Source organism: Paraburkholderia sp. MPAMCS5 (assembly GCF_036016995.1).
GTDB lineage: Bacteria > Pseudomonadota > Gammaproteobacteria > Burkholderiales > Burkholderiaceae > Paraburkholderia.
On the sequence record NZ_JAYXBK010000006.1, the window covers coordinates 466,373 to 488,394 of the forward strand.

The window sequence follows — 22,022 nt, forward strand, 5'->3', positions numbered from 1 at the left end:
ATAATTGCGCTTTTCGGACCCGCCTTGAAACACCATTCTAATGCTTAGATGCCCTCCATTTGTAACGTCGCCGATACAACCGGCCGGGTGGGCAAGCTCGCGCGAAGCGCATCGGCGAGCGCTCACCGGATGCTGACCCTCAAGCGCTTCGCCAATCCGGACGTCACGCGCGCCTTCACGAATATTGTCTGGCTCGGGCTCGAACGGCTCACGCAAATCGGCGTGGCCATCGTGATCAGCGGCGTGCTCGCGCGTTACTTCGGACCCGACACGTTCGGCAAATGGCAATACGCGAATACGCTGCTGCTCGTGCTTTCGCCCATTACCTGGGTATGCGGCGCGGAGATCCTCGTGCCGACCATCATTGCGCGGCCGCCCACGCAGCTCGGCACCGTGCTCGGCAGCGCTTTCGCGCTGCGCTTTTCCGTCTCGGTCGCGGCCTTGCTGCTCACGTGGCTCGCCATTGCACTGCATGTCTTCGATCCGCTCGTCGGCGCGATGCTCGCGGGCCTCGCGGTGACAATGCTGTTTCGCGAACCGTTCGTCGGCGTGATCAATGCGTGGCTGCAAAGCATGACGTACAGCAAGCCGCAATTGCTGACCAGCATGAGCACTGCGGTACTGAAGGCGGGCTTCGTCTATCTGCTCGTGCGCGCCGCCGCCGAACCCGCGCGCTTCGGCTGGTTGTGGGCGCTGGAGTCAGCGGTCATCGGCAGTGTACTCGTGGTCTATTTCATTCGACGGCATGGCGGCAAACCCGGCTGGCATATCGACCGCTCGCTCTTCGGGCATTTCGCGAGCGCGGGCACGGTGTTCTGGCTCGGGCTGATCTGTATGTACCTGTTCCTGAAACTCGATCGGCTCATGCTGGAGCGGGCGATTTCGTTCGCCGATCTCGGGCGCTATTCCGCCGCGCAACAACTGAACGAGAACTGGATCACGCTCGCGCTGATGCTCGCGCAGACCATCGCGCCCGCGTTCGTCTATCGCGTGCAGCAGCCCGTGCAACTGCGCCGCAACATGTGGCGTCTCACGGCGATGACCGCCGCGCTGATGATTGCGGGCGCAACGGTTCTCGACCTGCTCGCGGGCTTCATCATTCGCCGCGTGTTCGGGCCGGGCTTCGAAGGCGCGATCGACATTTTCCGCTGGGCCGTGTGGCTTTCCGTGCCCGCCGGCATCGAAGCAATCGGCAACCTCGTCGTGCTGAAGTATCAGGCGAAGTTCGTGTTGCTCTTCAAGTGGCTGCTCGCGCTCGCGGTGGCGTTCGTCGTCGATCTGCTCGCGATCGCCCGGCTCGGCGCGTATGGCGCGCTCGTGGGGCTTGCATGCGGTTATCTCGCGGCGGCATCGGTTAATCTTTATTACATTCGTTTCAAATTGCGCCCATGACGCTCCCTTTCGCCGAAGCGCCGCCGCACTGTCTCGACAACGTCGCGGTCCTGATTCCCGCTTATAACGGCCAGGCCGACGTCGATCTCACGCTCGCGTCGTTCGAGGAAAGCGCGCAGGTGCACGTTCTGATCGTCGATGACGGCAGCACGCCGCCCATCGTCGCGCCGAAGCTCGCCAACCTGCACATCGAAGTGCTGCGCATGCCGCGCAACGGCGGCATCGAGCGCGCGCTGCAAACCGGTATCGAGGCGCTCGCGCAGCGCGGTTTCCGCTACGCGGCGCGCATCGACGCGGGCGATCGCAGCGTGCCGCAACGGCTCGCGAAGCAGCGCGCCTTCATGGAAGCGCATCCGCGCGTGGCCGGGCTCGGCATGTGGACGCAGGTCGTCACGCGCGCGGGCGAGCCGCTGTTCATGCTGACGCCGCCCGCCGAACCCGCGGCGATCCGCCGTCTGCGCTTCTTCCGCTCATGTCTCGCGCATCCTTCGATGATGCTGCGTATCGACGCCGTGCGCGCCGTCGGCAACTATCGCGCGGAATATCGCTCGGCTGAAGACCTCGATCTCTTCGTACGCCTGATGGAGCGCTACGACTGCGCGAATCTGCCGGAGCTGGGCCTGTATTACGAGCTGAACGAAGGCGGCATCAGCGCGACGAAGCGGCGCCGCCAGGTGCTGTCGACGCTGCGGCTGCAATTGCGCTACTTCAACGTCGCGAATCCGTACGACTGGTTCGGCCTCTTCAAGAATCTGCTGCATCTCGTCACGCCTTACGGCGCCTTGCAGCGCGTCAAGCGCACGCTGCTCGCGCCGCGCGCGAGCCATTGATCGGCCGCGCCGTCTGTTTGCCCTTTCATTCACCGCCGAGTTCGTTTCCGCATGAAGCCAGCCCTGAAGTCGACGCCCGCGTTGCGCATTACACTCGTGTGTAACACCGCCTGGGCAATCTATACCTATCGGCAAGGACTGATCCGCATGCTGGTCGCACGCGGCGTCGATGTCACGGTGCTCGCGCCGCGCGACCGCACATTCGAATTGCTCACTGCCATGGGTTGCCGCTGCATCGAATTGCCGGTCGCCTCGAAAGGCACCAGTCCGCGCGACGATCTGCGCACGCTCTACGCGCTGTATCGCCAGTACCGCGCGATTCGTCCGCACGTGGTGTTTCACTACACGATCAAGCCGAATATCTACGGCTCGATTGCCGCGAAACTGGCGGGCGTGCAGTCGGTCGCGGTGACCACGGGCTTGGGCTATGTGTTCATCCAGCAGAGCCGCGCGGCGCAAGTGGCGAAAAAACTGTATCGTTTCGCGTTCCGCTTTCCGCGCGAAGTCTGGTTTTTGAATCGCGACGATCAGGCCGCGTTTGTCGAACAGAAGTTGCTGGTGCATCCGGAGCGCGCGCGGTTGCTGCATGGCGAAGGCGTCGATCTCGATCAGTTCTGCTTCACGCCGCTGCCCGAACGCGCCGAATTCAAATTCGTGCTGATCGGCCGGTTGCTGTGGGACAAGGGCGTCGGCGAATATGTCGAAGCCGCGCGGCTTTTGCATCAGCGTTATCCGCACGCGCGTTTTCAGTTGCTCGGGCCGGTCGGCGTGGACAACCCGAGCGCGATCACGCGCGAAGACGTGGCGGCGTGGGAACGGGAAGGCATTGTCGAGTATCTCGGCGAGGCTCATGATGTGCGGCCTTTTATCGCCGATGCGGATTGCGTCGTCTTGCCGTCGTATCGCGAAGGCGTGCCGCGCACGCTGATGGAAGCGTCCGCAATGGGCCGGCCGATTGTCACGACCGACGTGCCCGGCTGCCGCGAAGTGGTCGCGCACGGCGTCAACGGATTGCTATGCGAAGTGCGCGACGCGAAGCGTCTCGCCGACGCGCTCGCGCAGATGCTCGACATGAGCGGCGCGGAGCGGCGCGCCATGGCTGAACGCGGCCGGCAGAAAGTCGCGCAGGAGTTCGACGAACGCGCCGTCGTCGAAACGTATAAGAACCTGGTGCAAAAAATGACGGGCGTTTTACTTTAACGGAGTAACAGCATGACCACGAAAGGCACGATTCTGGTTACGGGCGGCGCCGGCTTCATCGGCTCGCACACCTGCGTCGAACTGCTGAACGGTGGCTACGACGTCGTGGTAATCGACAATCTCGTGAACAGCAACCGCGAGTCGCTGCGGCGCGTCGAGCAGATCACCGGCCGCGCCGTCGCGTTCTACGAAGCCGACGCGCGCGACGAAGCCGCGCTCAAGCGCATTTTCGACGCGCATCCGATCACAGGCGCGATTCACTTTGCCGCGCTGAAGGCGGTGGGCGAATCGGTTGCGAAACCGGTGGAGTACTACAGCAACAACGTCGGCAGCCTGCTCGCGCTGCTCGGCGTGATGCGCGATCGCAACGTGAAGCAGTTCGTGTTCAGCTCGTCGGCCACGGTGTACGGCGTGCCGAAAAGCTCGCCCATCGACGAATCGTTCCCGCTGTCGGCCACGAATCCCTATGGCCAGTCGAAGCTGATCGCGGAACAGGTGCTGCGCGACCTCGAAATTGCCGATCCCTCGTGGCGCATCGCCACGCTGCGCTATTTCAATCCGGTCGGCGCGCATGAGAGCGGCTTGATCGGCGAAGACCCGGCGGGCGTTCCGAACAACCTGATGCCGTACGTCGCGCAGGTCGCGGTTGGCAAGCTGGAAAAATTGCGCGTGTTCGGCGGCGACTACGACACGCCCGACGGCACCGGCGTGCGCGACTATATCCACGTGGTCGATCTGGCGCGCGGACATCTGGCCGCGCTCGACGCGCTCGTTGCGCGCGACGCGAGCTTCGTCGTGAATCTCGGAACCGGTCAGGGCTATGGCGTGCTCGACGTCGTGAAGGCGTTCGAGAAAGCGTCGGGACGTGCCGTGCCGTATGAAATCGTGGCGCGTCGTCCGGGCGATGTGGCGTCGTGCTTCGCCGACCCGGCCGCGGCGCTCGCGTTGCTCGGCTGGCGCGCGGAATTCGGCATCGAAAGAATGTGCGCGGACCATTGGCGCTGGCAGTCCGCGAATCCGAACGGCTTCAGGTGATTCGGGTTCTATCGCAGTGAAACGGCGTGCGCCGGGCGAGCCCGGCGTCCGCCTGTTCGTGAACCACTCCTGATCACTCGTGACCCTTCACGAGCCCCATCAGCCGGCTCATCACGGGCCACTTCACGAGCGCCTCCGCATACGCATGCTCGGCCTGCTCGTCGACATATTTCGACGGATCGATTTCGCCAAGCGTGCGCGCGAGGCCCGCAATGTCGTTGACCGACCACTTGCGCTGGTTCGGCTGCGCTTGCAAACGCGGTTGCGGTTGCGTTGGTAGTTGCGTTTGTGGTTGTTGTTGCACTTGCGGCTGCAATTCAGCCTTCGATCCAGCCTTGTTCATTTCTCGTCCACCCACACGCCGTCCGGCGTCTTCACGACGTAACCGCTTGCGGTCTTCATCGTGACCGTGCCTTCGTTTTCGCCGACCATGTCCGTTTGCGGCAGATCCGCCGCGTATTGCGACAGCGTCACGCCCGGCTTGAACGGACTGTTCGACACCAGATTCGACAGCAGTTGCGCGACCGCCAGAAAGCTCGTGGGCTTGTCGATCACCGTGGTGGGCGCATGGTTGCCGGGGAAATTGATGAGCCGCACGCCGACCGGCCCGTGCACGATGCGCGGCGTCGGAATTTCGCGCAAGCCCGCCACCTGGTTGGCGTCGCCGCGCAGCGCCGCACCGTGCTCGGGCACGAACACAATCACCGCGCGCCGGCCCGACGCGGCGATCAGATCGCCCAGCCGGTCAAAGTCGTTCATCAGCTTGTTGACGCGTCCCGGATACGACTGGAGGCTGGTCTGGCTGCTGCCCGGCAACTGGTTGCCGTCGTGCAGGCTAATCGTGTTGTAGTACAGCGCGACCGGTCCGGCGATCTGCTGCCGTTGCGCGAACCACTTCGCGAGCACGCTGTAGTCGTCGTGAATCGGCGAGCCGTCGAAGGCGTGCATGGCGACCGGCACGTCGGTATTCGAAATCATCGGGACATTGGGGACGCCCAGGTTGTCCTTGATGACCTCCAGGAAGTTGTCGAAGTGTCCGTCGTGATTGAGGATGGTCTGCGGCGAATAGCCGGCCTGCGCCAGCTGCGCGAACAGATGACACTGCTGCGCCGCCGGCTTGTACAGGTCCGCGTGCGCCTCCTGTCCGCACGTCGCGCGCAACACGCGGATCGCCGCCGGGCCGCTGTAGCTCGCGGCCGTGCTGAAGTTCGAGAACAGATAGTCGAAGTGGCTCAACATGGGATTGTTGCGCGCGTTCGAGACATCCAGGTCGTCCCACGACAACGAGCACACGTGCAGCACGATCACGTCGAACTGCTCGCTCGGATTGTTCGTCAGATGCGCCATCGCGACCTGACGCTGCGACTCGCCGGCACGGAATGCGGCGAGCGCCGCCGTATGATCGAGCGGCGCGCCGGGCTGTGCGACGCCGCCGTCTTTCGCGCCCGAGCGCAAGCTCGCGGCCGCCTCGATCGACGAGAGCGCGTTGGTGCTCGCCTGCCAGACGGGCAGCGCCACGAGCGCGAGAATGACGAAGCTCGTCACGCGCAGCCAGCGATTCACCACCAGATAGCCGACCACCGCGCAGCAGGCCACGAGCAGCGCCGCGGGCGGAACGAAGCGTTGCGCGAGTTCCATCCAGTAACCGAAGCGGAAAGTCTCGAGGTTGCCGAATTCCTCGACGAGCCGCGAAAACGGCGGAATCGCGGCTTCGTGATACATCAGCATGACGCCGAGCACGAGCCCGATGACCCCGCGCAGCACGCGCAGGAAGCGGTTTCGCAAGCCGCTCGTCGCGGCGAGCGCGATGGCAAACGCGATGTTCGCGAGCCACAGCGGATGCAGATGCCCCGCACTGAACAGATACAGCTTCAACAGGAAATACAGATTCCAGAGACTCATTCGATCCAACCTCAGGTTCCGCCGGCGGCGCCGGCGGTTCAATAACGGCTTTCGTCCAGCGCGAGAAGCGCCTGCAATTTGCGCGACAGGCCTTGCAGCAGACGCGAGTAGCCTTCGATGCCCATCAGCACGACTTCCACGAGACCGCGCAGCGGCGCGTCTTCCTCGGTGGGGGTTTCGTCCGCGGCGGCAATCCAGGCGTCCGCGCGGCCGAACGTGCATTGCACGAGTTGGCGCTCCTGCTCGAGCGTCAGGTCATCGAACTGCACGCCGAGATTGCGCCCCGCCGCGCGCACCACGTGGACGGGAAACGCAAACTGCCGGTCGCCGCGGCTCACGCACACCTGCAGCCAGTCGCCCACGGCGAGCGGCAGGCCGGGTGTGACGTCGAGACCGAGGCCGCCGGTCGAGTAGTCGCTCGTCCTGCACGCGACGGTCGTTCCGTCGCTCAGCAGCAGCGTGGCCGGCATGCTCATCGGCACGCGGTGCGTGCTGCGAATCTGCTTCGCCTCGCGCGCGACGCTCACCGCCGCGCCGAGCATCACGAGATTGTAGGTAGTCCAGAACACGTTCATCAGCACGGTGGGCAGTTCGTCGCCGGTGCCGAACACGAGGCGGTACACGCCCGCGAACATCGCGATCGCGTTCAGCGTGAGCAGCACGATGTAGGGCTTCGACACGGACCAGTCGAGATAGCCCTCGTCCATGCGGCCGCCCTTGTCTGTCACGTTGAATTTGCCGTGCCTGGGGCTGAAGAACGCGAGCGTGGTAGGCAGCGCGATGTACCAGGCAAGCACGGATTCGTAGACCTCCGCCCAGAACGAGCGCCGGTAGCGTCCTTGCAAGCGCGAGTTCGCAATGCTCGACAACATGATGTACGGCAGCACGAATCCAGCGATTGTGGTGGCGGATGCATTGATCACGTACATGCCGAAGAACAGGTACGCCATCGGCATGGTCAGGAAGATCAGACGCGGCACACCATAGAAGAAGTGCAGCATCGCGTTGCCGTAGCAGATTCGCTGAAAGAGGTTCAGCCCGCGCCCGAAAAACGGATTGTCCACGCGGAAGATCTGCGCCATGCCGCGCGCCCAGCGGGTGCGCTGCTTGATGTGGCCGGCGAGACTTTCGGTGGCGAGGCCCGCAGCCTGCACATACGGCAGATAAGCCGTGGTGTAGCCGCGCCGATGCAGCTTGAGCGCGGTATGCGCGTCTTCGGTGACGGTTTCGACGGCGACGCCGCCCACTTCTTCGAGCGGCGCGCGCTTGATCACGGCGCACGAGCCGCAGAAGAACGTCGCGTTCCACAGATCGTTGCCCGACTGCACGAGGCCGTAGAACAGCTCGCCTTCGTTGGGCACGCGGCGGAACGTGTTGAGGTTGCGCTCGAACGGATCGGGCGAAAAGAAGTGATGCGGCGTTTGCACCATCGCGCAAAGCGGGTCGCGCAGGAAGGTGCCCATGGTCGTTTGCAGGAACGAGCGGCTCGGCACGTGATCGCAATCGAAAATGGCAATGTAGTCGCCGTGCGTTTTCGCAAGCGCGCGGTTAATGTTGCCGGCCTTCGCGTGCTGGTTGTCGGAGCGCGTCAGATACCGGACGCCCGCCTCGCGTGCGAATGCCTCCATTTCCGGGCGCTTGCCGTCGTCGAGCAGATAGATGTTCAGCCGATCGCCCGGCCAGTCGATGCCTTGCGCGGCCAGAATGGTCGGCTTCACCACCGAGAGCGGCTCGTTATAAGTGGGAATGTAGACGTCCACGCTCGGCCAGCAGGAACGGTCGGCGGGCAGCGCCGAGACCTTCCGTTCGAGCGGCCACGCCGTCTGGATGAAGCCGAGCACCAGCACGATCCACGTGTACGCTTCGGCGCTGAACAGCGCATAGCCGATGATCGCTTCGCCCGCGCCATGAAAGTCGAGCGTCTGGGTGGTGCGCCACCACACGTAGCGCAGCATCGCGAGCAGCGACAGCGAGGCGAGCAGCAGCACCGGCAAACGGCCCGGCAATCGGCGGATGGCCAGCGCGAGAAGGATGGTCAGCCCGAAGAACACATACTGGTTCGTGCCGGCGAACGGCGACGTGCCGACGAGCGCCCATAGCACGGCGCCCACGGCGACGAGCGTCACCGTCAGCCAGCGAATTCTTCCGGCGCGCACCGCGCCCGCTTCCAGCGATTCGCCCCAGCGCTGCCACGGCAGCTTCGCAACTTGCCGGTCGAGCGCGGCCTGCGCGCGCCGCCACACGCGGTAGACCGGCATCACGCCATAGCGCCCGATCCACAGCACAACGCGGCCGATGCGCGCCGCGACGGACGGCCCTGCGCGCGTCGGCCGCACGAAGACGCGCCACAGCCACGCGCGCCACGGCGCGCAATGCGCGACATCAAAGCGCTCCGCGAGAAAGACGATCCACAGGCGCGCGAGCGACAGCGGCAGATCGCGCCGCCCCGCGACGGGCGCCCGGAAAAAGAGCCGCACCCACCATTCGAGCGCGCTCGCGCCGACGCTCACACCAAGGCGGCGCGCCAGCCAGTCGCGCGCGCTGTCCTGGCGTGAGCGCCGCGAGCGCGCCGCTGACGGCGCGTCGTGCGAAGTGGCGCGTTGCTCCGGCGTCGTCATTTCAGCTCGGCTCCCGGAACGCGCGACGATTCGTCCAACGCGGCGAGCTGCTCTTCAACCGCGCTCGCGAGTCCGTGAAGATCGTGCGAGGTCTGCGAATACGGCGCATCGTCGAACAGCCACGAACCGCGCGCGAACGCTTCCGGCAACGCCGCGTCGGCATGCAGGCGCATGACGGGCGCAACGCCGCGACCGAGCGCGGCGGTGAGCATGGACAGCGCGTCGCGCTGCATCTCGCGCGCCGGATTCAGACGGTTCAACACGAACAGCGGACGCTTGCCCGCCGCGCGCAGCTTAGGCAGATGCCGCACCAGCGTCGCGAGCGCGCCCGGCTCGGGCGGCGTCACGCACACCACGAGGTCGGCGCAACGCAGCGCCTGGGCCGCATGCATCGACGGATAACGCGGCGTGTCGATCAGCACCACGCCTTGCCCGGGCAAATCGATGCCGCCGAGCGAGCGCGCCAGCCAGTCCGGTTCTTCGGCGAGGCGCAGCGTGGTCGGCGGCAGGCTGGCGAGCGCGCCGTCGGGCGCATCGGGCATCTCGCCATATGGCACGAACAGCACGCCTTCTTCGTTGCTCCATGTGTGCGCGTGCCAGGGCGCATCGCTTGTAATGGCCGCGCCGATGCCCGCGGGCGGCAGTTCGTCGAGCCCGAGATGCGCGCCCAACAGATTCTGCGGATCGAAATCGACCGCGACGACCGGCCGGCCGCGCCGCGCGAGCAGCATCGCGAGCGCCGCCGTGAGCGTGGTTCGTCCGGCGCCGCCCGCCGTGGAGAGAATGGCGATCGTTTTCATGGCGCGGACGACGCTCCAGTCGACGGCTCGCTCGCGTCGGCGCGCGCGGCAGCGGGTTGCGGCACGGGACGTCCGTTCAGCACGAGTGCGGCGGCCTCGAACGGCACGGCATGCCGAAGGTCGAAGCGGCGCGTGGCGCGCACGCCGGAGCGGCGGCGAAAGTACTGCCAGACGATCCACACCGGAATCCCGCCGATCAGTCCGATGCCGAAACACATCAGGAAAAAGAGCGTCATGCGGCCTCCTGTTTGCGCAATGGCATGGCGGCCGGCTCGGCCCGTCGACGGCGCGGGGGTGGCGCGGCGGTTTCGGCGGTTTCGGCGGTTTCGGCTGCTTGGGCTGCTTGCGTCGCCTCGACGGTTACGCCGCCTGAAAGATTGGCCGCCGATGCATGCGCCGCGCCCTCGGTTGTTGTCCCAAAAGGTTCCGCGAGCGGCGGCGCTTGCGGCGCCAGTTCAGCCGCGGACGGCGCTTGAGGCGAACCACCAGAACCACCGGAACTACTAGAACTACCGGGCCGCCCAGCCTGCACGGCATTTTGCGCCGCACTCCGAATCAACCCATGGGACGCAGCGCGTGCCGCCCCGCCCGCCTTCTGCACATCGAGGACGTCGCTATAGTCGACATTCGGCACGCGACGCTGCTCCGTCTCCAGCCGCTCGACCTCCTCCAGCAACGGCTCGCGGGCAATCAGTTCCGTGCTGTCCGCGAGCGACTCCACGGGCACGCGGAAAATGCGCGCGAGCGACCCTTGCGCGTCGGCCAGCCGGCACGCGAACAGGAACACGTACAGATGCGCGCTGTCGGCCGTGACCACATCGCCATTGCGCGTCGGACGGCATTGGCGCAGCGCGTCCGCATGCGCGAGTTCGGGCTTCAGCCGCAGCTTGACCAGCACATGCGGCAGCCTCAGCAGTTGCCCGCGCCCGAGCACATGGCGCACATGCGCGACAAAGCTCTCGACCGGGAGATAGCCGCACACTTCGTCGCTGAGCGCGGCGGCGAGCGCGGCGCGGTAATCGGCGGCGACCGGGCGCGCGTTCAATTGCCCTCTTAACGAATGCATCAGCGACTGCATCCGCGAAAACGGCACGTCCCGGCCGATCACGAGATTGGCGCCGAGATTCAGCACCAGCAGTTCGAACTGATGACGCAGCACCTGGCCGCGCTCGACCAGCACGATTTTCAGCGCGCGCCCGCAGGTGCGGCGCAGCGTGTGCACGGTCTCGCAGAGCGCTTCGAGCTGATCGCTGCCGGTGTAGTCGAGCACGACGCTCGCCGCGCGCGCGCCCAGACCGGCGGCGAGCGCCGCCTGCAGGTCGTCGACGATCTCCCATTCCTGCGGCACCCACGGCTCGTCCCCGATCACGCCGCGCGTCGCGATCACCCGCATTTCGTCCCGCGCGATGCGCGCCCGCTCGACGCCGTCGGCCTTGTCTTCCTGCGGCGCGACTATCAACCGGCCGGCTCGCGTGAAACGCAGCGCGCGCACTTCTCCGGCGGCCAGCGCCGAGCGCGTGCGCCAGAAATCGACATGCCACAACAGTTCGCCATGCGTATGCTGCAAGCGCGCGACGCCTCTGCAACTGCCGTGGAACTCGTCGCGCTCCAGATCGCGGGCCTCGTGTTCGAGCTGCTCCTCGGTGGCTTCCGCGTCGAGCGCGAGTTCGTTCGTGGACGGCGCCACGCTGCCCGCCAGCAGCACCAGCGTGATGCCGCGTGTCTGGCACCAGTTCGCGAGCACGCGGCCTTCGTAGGCGAGATCGTCGGGGCGATCCCAGCTGAACCACTGCTCCGCGCCTTCGACGAAGAACATGCTGCCGCGCCTGAAGCCGAACGGCTTGAGCGCGCGCAGCGCGCCAAACAGACGCGCGAGCGGCCGCGCGGCGTCGGGCTCCGCGTCTGCCGGGTTTGCCGGGTTTCCCGTGTCGCTGGCGGCATCGGCGGCGCGCGCGCGCGGTTGCAGCGTCAGCACGTTCAGGCGCGCCGGCAGACTGCGCGCGCCCTCTTTCGTCAGCAAGCGCGCGAGCGGCTTCTCCCGCCTCGCGGACAGCACGAGCGTCACCGCGCGCGCGGACGCGTCGCAGGCGCTTTCGAACAGCAGCGCGTCGGCTGCCGCCGTGCCGGCGATGCCGTACACGAGGTACAGCCTGCCCGGCGCGAGGGTCGCCCAGCCGTCGGGCAAACCGTCGATCGAGAGACGGTTCTGCACCTGCCGGCGTGCCGCGAGCCGCATGAGCGCGGCGCCGACCGCGCGCAGCGTCGACATGAAACCCGGCGCTTCGTCGGGCCTTCGACGGGGATCGTTGGAAACTGGAGTGGCGGATCGCATGCCGTCTTCCTCAATAACTCGAATACAGACGCGTCGGCGTCGGCGACAGGCCCGTGTCGGGTTTGCGTGCGTCCATGTTGTATCGCACATAGACCATCGCGGAACTCGGCGCGTAATCGTGCGAGCGGTCGATGTCGAACAGCAGCCCCGCAACCACGTGCGGGTTGAAACGGTACTCCAAGGCGCCGGTCAGGCCGTAGAGGAACGATACACCGCGCGTCGAACTGGCCGGATAGACGTCGTTGGCCAGCGCGCCGGACGACTGGAGCTTCGCCGAGGCCGGCAGGCCGTTCGGGTAGACCGGCGAACCGCGCTCATACGAATTCGAGACGCCGACCGTGGCGGTCAGGTCCCAGCGCAAGCCGCCGCGGCGGCCCTGCCATTCGACGGGAAAGCCGAGCGACAGATATCGCTGCGGACTGTAATAGCCGCCCTGCCCGAAGGTGTAATAGCGCAAGTTGTTGGCATAGTGCCACGCGTTGCCGACCACGCCGGTGCTGACCTTCATGTCCGCGCGCTCCAGCAGCGGCACGGTCACGCCGGTGCGCAAGGTGGCGCCGCTGTTCGGCGCGACGTTGCGGCCGGTCAGCACGGCCGCGCCGGCATCGGCGAACAGGTTCACCCGGCCGATGTCGAGCGACGAATGCACGTCGAGGCCGTCGCGGCGCACGCCGCCCCAGACCGAGCCGGTCCACGGATCGTGCAAGCCCGCATACGACAGTTCGCTGCCGGTTTGCGGCCGGCGCGACAGGTTCACGGTGACGCTGCCGTCGTCGCCGGCCATGCGGTAGCGCACGCCGCCCACGAGGTAATGCACCGGGAAGCCGATCGGCGTCGTGCCCAGATCGACCCGAAAGTTGTCCGACTTGTAGCCGACGCCGCCGCCCGCGCCGGTGGCATGCTGATGCAGGCTCGCGACCGGCGCCGTGCCGCTGTCGGTCAGCGCCGCGTGGGTGCCGACCGAGTCCGCAACCGTCGAATCGGACGGGTCGAGCGTGCCGGCATCCAGATGCACGGCGTCGATATGCGCGAACACATGCCCGCCGTAACCCACCGGCGCTTGCGCGTAGACCGGCACCTGCTGGGCGGCGTACTTCGAGACCCCGGCATCGCCGGACTTATAGCCGGGAAGCCAGCCCGCTTCGATCAAAGGATCGCGACGCTGCTCCAGATCGCTCAACGCGGCTTGCGCGGGCGTGCCGTTAGGGCCGGCGCTCACACCTTCGCCGCGCTCCTCGGCCTGCGACTTGCGGTACAGCGCGGCGGCGGCATCGTAGCGGCCAAGATCCTCGTCGATGCGGCCTTGCTGCACCGTCACGTCGGAGCGGCCCGGGAAGGCGCCCGCGAGTTCGTCGGTCAGCGCCTCTGCTTCGAACGGCCGGCGCAGCGCGGCCAGCCGGCGCGCCGCCGAGAGCCGCGTGTCGATGTCGTCCGTGGGCGTTTGCTCGATCACGCCATGCACGAGTTCGAGCGCCGCGCGGCGCTTGCCGCTTTCCTGCAACACGCGAGCAAGCGCCAACTGCGCATCCGGATTGTCCGGTTTGTCGGCCAGCAGCTTGTCGAGCGTGGCGCGGGCGTCGGCGAATTTGCCCTGCGCGCGCTGGAGGTCCGCGATTTCGAGCGCATAACGCGGATCGCGCCGGCCCGCTTCGTCGACGCCTTCGAGGCTCGCCGTCGCGCGCCGGTAGTCGCCGGCGTCGATGGCCGCGTCCGCGCGGCGCAGCGCGAGCCGCAGCGACTGGTCTTCGAGCCGCGTGCTTTGCGCGGGCGTCAACGCGGCCTCGCTTCGCAGTTGACGCAGCCACGCGTCGAGCTGATCGTCGCGATGCGCCGAGCCGAGCAGATCGCCGTAGCGCAGCTTCACGTCGGCGTCGGTTTGCTGGGGGTGCGCCTTCATCCAGTCGGCGAGCCGCGCGAGGCCGCGATCCGGCTCGCCGATGTCGATTTCGAGCGAGCCGACCGAGGCGCTCAGATTCGCGTCGTCGGCGCCGAGCGTGGCGGCCTGGTTCAGCGCGGCGGCGCCTGCCTGCGGGTCGCCCGCCGCATACGCGGCGCGCGCCGCGGCGAGCGCCTGTTGCGCTTCCAGATTGCGGGCGAGCGCGCGCATCGAGTCGGTTTGGTCCTGCGCCGGCACGTCCGCCAGCACGGCGCGCGCGCCGGCGACGTCGTCCGTCGAATTGCGATAAAGCGCGGCGGCGTAATGCATTTCGGCGGCGTTCGATGCCGAAGCCGACGCATTCAGGCCTTCGTCCATCACCGTGCGCCCGAGTTGCGGCAGGCCCATGTCGCGATAGATGCGCGCCAGCGCGAAGCGCGTCCACGGCGAATCGGGTGAGGCGCGCAGCGCCGCTTCATAACGGTCGATGGCCTGAGCGCGCAAGCCTTGCTGCAACAGCCGCTCGGCCTGCGCCACGAGATTGTCCGCGCGAATCCGCGCGAGTTCGGTACGATCCGCCGGCGCGCGGAAGCGGCTTTGCACCGCATCCAGCAGCGGCCCGATGCGATCGTCGCGCCCGGTACTGTCGAACAGCGTCGCAGTGCTGCGTACCGCCGACAGGCTCGGATCGCGCGCGCTGAGCAATTCCCTGAGCAGCGGCTCGGCGTGCGTCCAGTCTTTCTGGGCGAGCAGCGCGTCGGCCAGCACCAGCTTTGCGTCGGCGTTCGATACGTTCATCGCGAGCGCCTCGCGCGCCGCCGCCGCGGCGTCGGCTGGCCGGCCGGCGGACGCCGCTTCGCGGGCGCGGCCGAGCGTGGCCCAGAAGCGCGCGGTCTGCGCGAGGCCGGTCCACTTCGCGCGATTGTCGGGCGCGAGCTGCGCGGCGCGCGCGAACAGTTTTTCCGCCTCGTCCTGGCGTCCCTCGCGCATGCGCAACAAACCGAGGCCGCCGACCGCATCGGCGTCCTGCGCGCGTGCCTGAGCGGCGCGCGTCAAGAGCGGTTCGGCGGCGGCCAGATCGTTGCGCGACAGGAGCGCCAAACCGCGCTGCTGCGCAATGTAGTTGGGATCGCTTTCGAGACGGCGTTGCGCCTCGACTTTGCCGTTGACCTCGCCGAGGCGGTCGCGGAATTCGGCGTCGTCCGGCGAGAGCGCGACGTAGGCTGCGAGTCCTTGCGCATACGCCGGGTCGGCGCCCGCCGATTGCAGCACGCGACGCCACAAGTCCATGGCCGCGTTGTGATCCGCGTCGCTGCGGGTCGCCAGCGAACGCGCGATGCGCTCGGCCTCCGGGCGCGTGTCGCTGCTGCTGTTGAGCAGACCGGCCAGCACCATGGCGGCGTCGACGTCGCCGGGATCGGCGGCGAGCCGTGCGCGCAGGGCGGCAATCGCGCGCACGCGGCCAGCCGGCGTGCCCGCGATGAGGTTGTAGTACTCGGCACCGAGCGGCCCCGACGGCGCGCCATGCGGGAACAGCAGTTCGAGACGTTGCGCGGCTTCGTCGGCGTGGCCGCTGCGCGCCAGCAGACGGATCGCCGCGAGTTCGCCGCGGCCGCTCGTCACCGCGCGGAATTCGTCGTCGGACTGTTGAGCGAGCGTGGTGCCGGGCGCGGCCTGATGCAGCCGGGTCAACGCGGCCTGGGCGGCCTGCGCCTGCCCGAGCCGCAGATCGATCCGGACCTGCTCGGCCAGCAGCACGGGCGACTGCGGGGCGATGAGCAACGCCTTGTCGATCGCCTGTTGGGCCAGATCGTCGCGATGCTTGACGCTCCACAGGCGCGCGGTCGCATAAAGACGCTCGACGTTGGCGGAATCGGTGCGGGACAGCGCCGGGGCGGGCGCGGCGCGGGGGGCGGTTGCGGCGGTTGCGGCAACCGCTGCGGGCGCGCTCGCGCCCGGCTTCGCGTTGCCATTGCCATTGCCATTGCCGCTTCGCGGCGCAGCGGCCTTCGCCGCCACGGCGGGCGCGTCCACGGAGGAGCGCGGCAGTTGCGTCTGCGCGTCGGCGGCATGGGCGAGCGACGGCGCGCAGCCCGCGACGCCGGCTACCCACAGCGCGCGTGCAATCCGCGACGGCGCGCGAACCACGGCGCCTAGCGTTTGGCGGGACGGCAAATGGAACTCCAAGGCAAGTCGAGCGAGCCATCGGCCGCAAAACGATAGCGGCCGTCGCGCCAGCCGAGGCCGAACAGCGTCAGCACGCTCGTGTAATAACCGGGCGCGGTCTGGACGTCGAGCTGATCGACCCGCGCGGCCTGCCGATCGGCCAGCGCGGCCTCGCCGCGCGCGATCAGAAACGGAATGGCCGCAGCCGAAAACCCGGCGTTGCCGTCGTTCGGACCCGGCTTCGCGTCGGTCGTGTCGATGCGCTCCGGCGGCGCGCCGTGCGCCTCGATAAAGCGGGCGAACGGCGCAAAGCGGCCAAGCAGTGCGCCTCTCAGCGGATCGCTGCCGTTCAGCATGCCGGCCCACAGGTACACGCGAATCGCGTTGTAGGCGCTTTCGGCGTGCGTTTCGGTATCGGGCTGGAAGCCCTTCCCCGTCCGATAGAGCGACCAGTCGGGCGAAAAACCCTGCGGCGCCGTGTCGGCCAGTACGCGCGCCGACGAATCGACGAGCGCCTGCCAGCGCCGGTCCGACGGCAGCGCCGCCGCGAGGCCGCGCAGCACCTGCACGGGCGCATAGCTTGGATTGACGCGCCACAAGTCCGGCTGCGGATGAAAACCCACCGGTCCGGGCAGCAACGTGAAGCCGAGCCCCGGCACATGGGCGGTCTCGCTGTCGAGCACGCGCTTCGCGAGCGACGCGCCGCGCACGGTGTAGCTGCGCTCGTTCCAGACGCGGCCCGCCTCGAGGAGCGCGTAGGCGATCCACAGGTCGGCGTCGGAAGCCGCGTTGCTGTCGAGCACGCCCCACTTGCCGTCCTGGCCTCGACCCCACAACCAGGCGGGCAGATGCAGGGTGAGATCGCCGGCGGCCAGATTGTTTTCGGTCCAGTGCAAAAGACGATCGAACGACGCGCGATCGTTCGCGACCAGCGCAAAGAAAAGTCCGTAAGACTGGCCTTCGGAGACGGTGCGCTCGTCGTCCGAGCCGACATCGATCACGCGGCCGTCCGCCGAAACGAATTTGCTCCTGAACTGCTCCCAGGCAGGCCAACCGGCCGACACGGCGGAGCGGGCCGCGCGGGCGTTGTCGAATGCGTGGAACGCCGTGGTGGGACACGTGGGGGTTGCGGATGGCGTGGACGCGGGCTCGCTGGGCGTGGCCGTGCTGGGCGTGGGCGTGCTGGGCGTGGGCGTGGGCGTGCTGGCCGTGGAAGTGCTTGCCGTGGCCATGGCGATGCTGGGCGCGGCCGTCGCCGCGAACGTGGCCGTGGGCGTGCTGGGCGCCGGCGTGCTAGCCGTAGCCGTAGCCGTAGCCGTAGCCGCCATACTCGCCGGCGACAGCGCCGCCGTCCCAGCCATCAAGGCGAGCGCGCCACCCAGCGCGCCACGGACGCCGGACACGCGACGCCACTCGCCGCGAGCCCCGCGCTTCACAAGCGCGGAGGCGGCGCGCGGCGGCAGCATCGTCGGCGGCACGGTATTCGTGCGGGTCAGAGCGGTGCGTTTGGCCATCAGATACCCCGGCGGCGCGCGGCAAGCTCCTGCAGCGCGACGAAGGCGCCGATTGCCAGCATCAGACCGCCCAACGCACCCAGCAGGCCAAGCAGCACGGGATGCTGAATCGCACTGCTCCAGATACGCGCGTACCACGGCACATAGCCGATCAGATAAGTTTCCCCGACTCGCAAGCTGTCGATCTGGCCGTCGCGCACGAGCGCCAGATCGCCCTGCAGGCGCGACACGCTGTCGGCACGCTCGAACACATCGAGCATGTCGTTCAGATGCGCCGGGCTCGTGGCCTGCATCACGACCACGCTGCGGCCCTTGGTGCCCGGCTGCTGGAAGCCAAAGAGCGCCGCGAGCGCGCCGTTCTGCTCCAGTTGCGCGCTGCCGCCGGCGACCGGCGCGCCGTTGCGCCAGCGCTCCTTGACCGAGAACGACGCGTGTTGCGCGCCGCCCGCCGCCGTGGCGCCAGTGCCGCCGGCGTTTCCATCGAACGCGGCGAGTGTCAGCGGCAGCGCCGCCTGCCACGGCGTCTCGCGCAGCACGCCAGGCGTTCCGCCGATGAACAGCATGTCTTTCGTCGGAGCCAGCGCGGCAACGTTCGCCGGACGGATCACCTGTACGCGCAGCGCCGGATAGCCGGTCCATTGGCCCATGTGGCCCATCATCGTCAGGTAGGCTTCGAGGTCTTCCGCGCCCGGATGCGGCGAAATCACCACTGCCGTCTGCGACAGGTCGGCGTAGCGCGTGAACGGAAAGCCGCTATTGGCGAAAAACGCGAGATTCGGCATTTGCGCGTAGTGCACGAAATGCGAGAAATCGATGGTCGAATCGGGATCGACCGCCGCCTGCACCGGATTGGCCGCGACGCCTTGACAGAGACCCGTCTTTTGCGAATCGAGGCTGAAGCGCAATTGCAGCTGATTCGAACTGCCCACGCGAAAGGCCGGAATGTCGATCGAATTCGTCGCGTGACTCGGCTGATCCGCAAGAACCGGCAGCTGCATGCGGCCTTGCCCGTCTTCGGCGGCCGCCTTGGGCAGACGCAGCGACTTCACGAGCTGATCGTTGATGTTCACCGCCAGCGCCGAATTGTTGACGATGGTCGGCTCGGTATAGCGGTAATGCAGGTCGAGCGGCACGCCGGTGCCGCTCCACGAGAACAGGTCGGCGGGCACGCGCAGATTGACGCGGATCGCGTCGGGCGTGCTGCCGCTGACCTGCAACTGCGACGGATCGTCGACGAGTTCCTTGAACGTCACCGCACGGTCGACCGGCACCCAGCGCGGCGCGTCGTAAGGCTTGCGCGGCTCGCCGATGTCGATATGCGCGACCGTCGTGGACGAGCCCGACAGCGCCGCGCGCCCCAGCACCAGCGCATTGGCGGCCTGCTGCACTTCCGCGTTGTCGCGGCCGCTCACGATCAGCAGCTTCTTGTCCTGAGCGGCGGGGTTATCGACGACCATCAACGTGGGACCGGCAAGCGGCGGCAGCTTCAGTTGCGCCGGCAACGACGACGCCACGCCGATCACAACGCCGTGGTTATCCGCGGGCAGCCCGGACACCACGGGAAAGCGCGCCTGACGATAGTCGGCCAGCATGCCGAACCACGACGCCAGCACGCCCGCGCTGCGCAGCGTGTCGTTGTCGGGATTGCCCGGCAGCAGGAACGGCAAGGTCAGGCGGGACACGTCGCGGCGGTCGAAAAACGGCGCCGGCAGCAACGCCAGGTCGTTCGGCAGATGAACCGCCGAGGTGGTCAGGATCACTTCGCTCGTCGGGCTGACATCGGCCCAGAGCGCGGAATTCTGCGGGTCTTCGCAGTGATCGAGCGTGTAATGCGCGATCAGGTTGAGCTTGATCTGGTTGAAATCGGTAAAAAAGCGCGGGTCGAGCGCAATGTCCCGCGTGACGGCCTGCCCCGCCTGTTCGCTTTGGAGCGGCACCGTGGCGACCGCTTCGCCGTTCACCGACACCTTGATATGCGACATCGGAAACACGAGCGACGGCGAGTACGTGTAGCGCAGCCGTAACGTGGCAGCCGTCACCACGCGGTCGAGCCGCACGCCGACGTTGACGACGCGGCTGTCGTCGAGACCGCGCAGGCCGAGCGTCTGATATGCGCCCAGCATGGAGAAAGGCAAATGCAGCGCGCTCGCGCCGCCTGCCGCCGCCGGCGCGCTCGCGGCAGCGGCAGCGCCAGCGCCGGAAGACGCCGATGCAGCCGGGACCGCAAGCAGGTTGGCGGGCACATCAGCCGCCTCTACCGAGGAGGCGGCGACGGCACGGATCGGAGCCTCGCCGGCGCGCGCGGCGAGCGACATGGAAGGGTGCACGGCGGCGGCAATCGCGCAGGCGCCTGCAACCAGTGACACAAAAAACGAAACAGCAGGCTTCATAGACCGATCGGGTTCTCGTGCCCCGCAGCGCAATTGCTGGCGCTGCCGTGGCAGCACCAATTCCCTGGCCGGGACGCTCATGGGTGGAGAGCAAACGGGGCCAATGATAAGACAATGGGCCCGAGGCTTACACTTCTTTGCAGTCGAGCGCCGGAAAAACCGAGGGCCAGGTCGGGAAATATGCCGGCCGCTGTCGCATGCGCGCGACAGGCGCCGGGCCGTCCGCGGCCTCTAACACAGAACTGACACAGACCCGTGCACGTGTGGCATTCTGCTGCGGATCTCAGGAAAAAATCGATCGATGCGCCGCCCTAACGATCCGCCTCCTTCTCCAATCCCCCCCAAACGCAGCGGAATCATGCGCGGGCTGTTCGCCCTGCGCCACTCATACGACGGGTTCGTCACGACTCTCCGCGAGGAAAGCGCGTTCCGTCAGGAAACCGTGCTCGCGGCGGTGCTGCTGCCCGCCGCCTTATTGCTGCCGGTCACGGCGGTCGAGCGCGTGCTGCTGATCTCGTCGGTGTTGCTCGTGCTGCTGGTCGAGTTGTTGAATTCGAGTATCGAAGCCGCCATCGACCGCATTTCGCTGGAACGGCACAAGCTTTCCAAGCGCGCCAAAGACTGCGGCAGCGCAGCGGTCACGCTGTCCTTGCTGATCTGCGCGACGGTGTGGCTCATTCTCGCCGGGCCGCTTGTGGTGAGGCTGGCGGAGGTTTATTTTTGAACGCCTTGCCAACGTAGGCGAGACACTACGCGTATAACGTGCCACAACGACGCGCGGGCGGATATCGCACGACAATGCGCCCGGCCGGTGTCGACCGCGTCGCTGTCGCCTACTCAACAGCCTCTTGATTTACGTCAGATCCTGTTCATTGATCCGTCGCGTCACTCGCCCTTTACACAGGCCACCGGGTTGGCGTCAACCATAATGAACTTCGGCATGGGTTTGCGCCCGGCCTACTTATGCGGATAATGCACTCGCCTCCAGCCGACCGTTCACCGCGGTCTCGCCGGTAAATGCAGTGACGTAGCTCACATTATCGAAAGGCTTCACGCCCCATCCGATTTTCAAGTCCGTGACTCACACTCCGAACCTGCGCAAGATGGCTCGCTTTATTATCGGCGCGCCTATTCGCACGAGCTTGCGCAGTCCTTCATCGCGGCCCACCCTCTCTTCCACATTGTCGATCATGGCCTGCATGACAGTCGCGGGATAGAACTCGCTGAAGAGACCGATGGCGCCGGTCTTCCCGAACAGATAATGCAGAAACGAACCGCGCGGCGGCCCGATGCGCTTGAACAGTCCCATTCTAACGAGGCGATTGTTCCAGAGATGCAAGGTCTTCGCCTCGGCACACGACGCGACACATTCGTCGAAGTACCGCGGAAGGAAGACCTTGTAATAGTCGTCAAAATGCACGGGGTAAAGGATCTCTGGGGGCAAGCCAGCCTTCACGCCGTAGACCTCTGTGAGAAGCCGTGGCCCCGTGTCGCCCCATTCGATGCGGCTTCCTTTCATCGCCTCAACGCGTTCAACAAGCGTTTGCAGCCGATGATCGGCGGGATCAAGACGCAGGAGTGCTGTGCAGATGCTGGTAGCGCTCTCTTTTCCGATCAGGCTGCCGCGGACATCGAGGCTGAACGGCCGCAGCAACATCATGTCGGTATCAACCCAGATCTCGTCGGTCTTCGTGAACATGACGAAGCGAAAATAATCCGTGAAATGAGCCATCGACGGAACGCCATTAATGGAGAAAGCGTTCAAGGCTATGGCCGGGAGGATTGCTCTGGCATCTCGCGCGACAATACCTTCTGGTAAGTTCTCGACTTCGCAATAGCTGTATAGGAAGGTCTGCACAACCCGCTTTGGAAGCGTTACCTTTGACATCCAGCGCAGCCTCGGCGCTCAGATCGTTGTTAGTGAGTTGACCACCTGGGTTTTTCCGCAAGCCGGAGCGCTTCAACCA

Annotated in this window: 15 protein-coding genes; 5 read left to right on the top strand and 10 right to left on the bottom strand. The window is 66.7% G+C overall.

The genetic code is table 11. The features are described 5' to 3' along the window. Positions 1–129 precede the first annotated feature (129 nt). From VOM14_RS17225 to galE, 4 genes are read left to right on the top strand one after another with little or no spacing between them, the layout of a single operon-like run. Positions 130–1,392, top strand: coding sequence for an oligosaccharide flippase family protein (locus tag VOM14_RS17225; protein ID WP_327629919.1), 1,263 nt, complete (start codon positions 130–132; stop codon positions 1,390–1,392). Beyond that, the gene (locus tag VOM14_RS17230) at positions 1,389–2,222 is read left to right on the top strand and encodes a glycosyltransferase (RefSeq protein WP_327629920.1); all 834 of its coding nucleotides are present in this window, start codon (positions 1,389–1,391) and stop codon (positions 2,220–2,222) included. Before VOM14_RS17225 ends, VOM14_RS17230 begins: the two co-directional genes overlap by 4 nt. A 51-nt stretch (positions 2,223–2,273) precedes the next feature. Next, positions 2,274–3,422, top strand: coding sequence for a glycosyltransferase family 4 protein (locus VOM14_RS17235; protein ID WP_327629921.1), 1,149 nt, complete (start codon positions 2,274–2,276; stop codon positions 3,420–3,422). Between the two features lie 12 nt (positions 3,423–3,434). After that, entirely contained in the window at positions 3,435–4,457 is a 1,023-nt protein-coding gene (galE, locus tag VOM14_RS17240; protein WP_327629922.1) for a UDP-glucose 4-epimerase GalE, read from the top strand. Positions 4,458–4,530: 73 nt separating this feature from the next. Here galE and VOM14_RS17245 read toward each other — a convergent pair whose 3' ends face one another. From VOM14_RS17245 to bcsB, 9 genes are all read right to left on the bottom strand, one after another. After that, positions 4,531–4,713 carry a hypothetical protein gene (locus VOM14_RS17245; protein ID WP_327629950.1) on the bottom strand — a complete coding sequence of 61 codons (183 nt, stop codon included), beginning with the start codon at positions 4,711–4,713 and terminating at the stop codon, positions 4,531–4,533. A gap of 83 nt (positions 4,714–4,796) precedes the next feature. After that, positions 4,797–6,359 (bottom strand): cellulose biosynthesis protein BcsG, encoded by a 1,563-nt coding sequence (bcsG, locus tag VOM14_RS17250; RefSeq protein ID WP_327629923.1) that lies wholly within the window; start codon positions 6,357–6,359, stop codon positions 4,797–4,799. A gap of 38 nt (positions 6,360–6,397) precedes the next feature. After that, positions 6,398–8,977 carry a UDP-forming cellulose synthase catalytic subunit gene (bcsA, locus tag VOM14_RS17255; protein ID WP_327629924.1) on the bottom strand — a complete coding sequence of 860 codons (2,580 nt, stop codon included), beginning with the start codon at positions 8,975–8,977 and terminating at the stop codon, positions 6,398–6,400. Continuing rightward, a complete protein-coding gene (bcsQ, locus tag VOM14_RS17260) occupies positions 8,974–9,777 on the bottom strand; it encodes a cellulose biosynthesis protein BcsQ (RefSeq protein WP_327629925.1) in 804 nt (267 codons plus the stop codon). Before bcsQ ends, bcsA begins: the two co-directional genes overlap by 4 nt. Continuing rightward, the gene (locus VOM14_RS17265; RefSeq protein ID WP_327629926.1) at positions 9,774–10,013 is read right to left on the bottom strand and encodes a hypothetical protein; all 240 of its coding nucleotides are present in this window, start codon (positions 10,011–10,013) and stop codon (positions 9,774–9,776) included. Before VOM14_RS17265 ends, bcsQ begins: the two co-directional genes overlap by 4 nt. Beyond that, positions 10,010–12,109 carry a cellulose biosynthesis protein BcsE gene (gene bcsE / locus VOM14_RS17270; protein WP_327629927.1) on the bottom strand — a complete coding sequence of 700 codons (2,100 nt, stop codon included), beginning with the start codon at positions 12,107–12,109 and terminating at the stop codon, positions 10,010–10,012. Before bcsE ends, VOM14_RS17265 begins: the two co-directional genes overlap by 4 nt. A gap of 10 nt (positions 12,110–12,119) precedes the next feature. Next, positions 12,120–16,160, bottom strand: coding sequence for a cellulose synthase subunit BcsC-related outer membrane protein (locus VOM14_RS17275; RefSeq protein ID WP_327629928.1), 4,041 nt, complete (start codon positions 16,158–16,160; stop codon positions 12,120–12,122). Further along, positions 16,139–17,665, bottom strand: coding sequence for a cellulose synthase complex periplasmic endoglucanase BcsZ (gene bcsZ / locus VOM14_RS17280; protein ID WP_327629929.1), 1,527 nt, complete (start codon positions 17,663–17,665; stop codon positions 16,139–16,141). Before bcsZ ends, VOM14_RS17275 begins: the two co-directional genes overlap by 22 nt. Further along, positions 17,665–20,055, bottom strand: a complete 2,391-nt coding sequence (gene bcsB, locus VOM14_RS17285) for a cellulose biosynthesis cyclic di-GMP-binding regulatory protein BcsB (protein ID WP_327629930.1) — start codon at positions 20,053–20,055, stop codon at positions 17,665–17,667. Before bcsB ends, bcsZ begins: the two co-directional genes overlap by 1 nt. Positions 20,056–20,356: 301 nt before the next feature. Here bcsB and VOM14_RS17290 point away from each other — a divergent pair, with 301 nt between their 5' ends. After that, positions 20,357–20,779 carry a diacylglycerol kinase gene (locus VOM14_RS17290; protein ID WP_327629931.1) on the top strand — a complete coding sequence of 141 codons (423 nt, stop codon included), beginning with the start codon at positions 20,357–20,359 and terminating at the stop codon, positions 20,777–20,779. Between the two features lie 357 nt (positions 20,780–21,136). Here the strand turns inward: VOM14_RS17290 and VOM14_RS17295 are convergent, their stop codons facing one another. After that, positions 21,137–21,943 carry a hypothetical protein gene (locus VOM14_RS17295; protein WP_327629932.1) on the bottom strand — a complete coding sequence of 269 codons (807 nt, stop codon included), beginning with the start codon at positions 21,941–21,943 and terminating at the stop codon, positions 21,137–21,139. Positions 21,944–22,022: the final 79 nt, after the last annotated feature.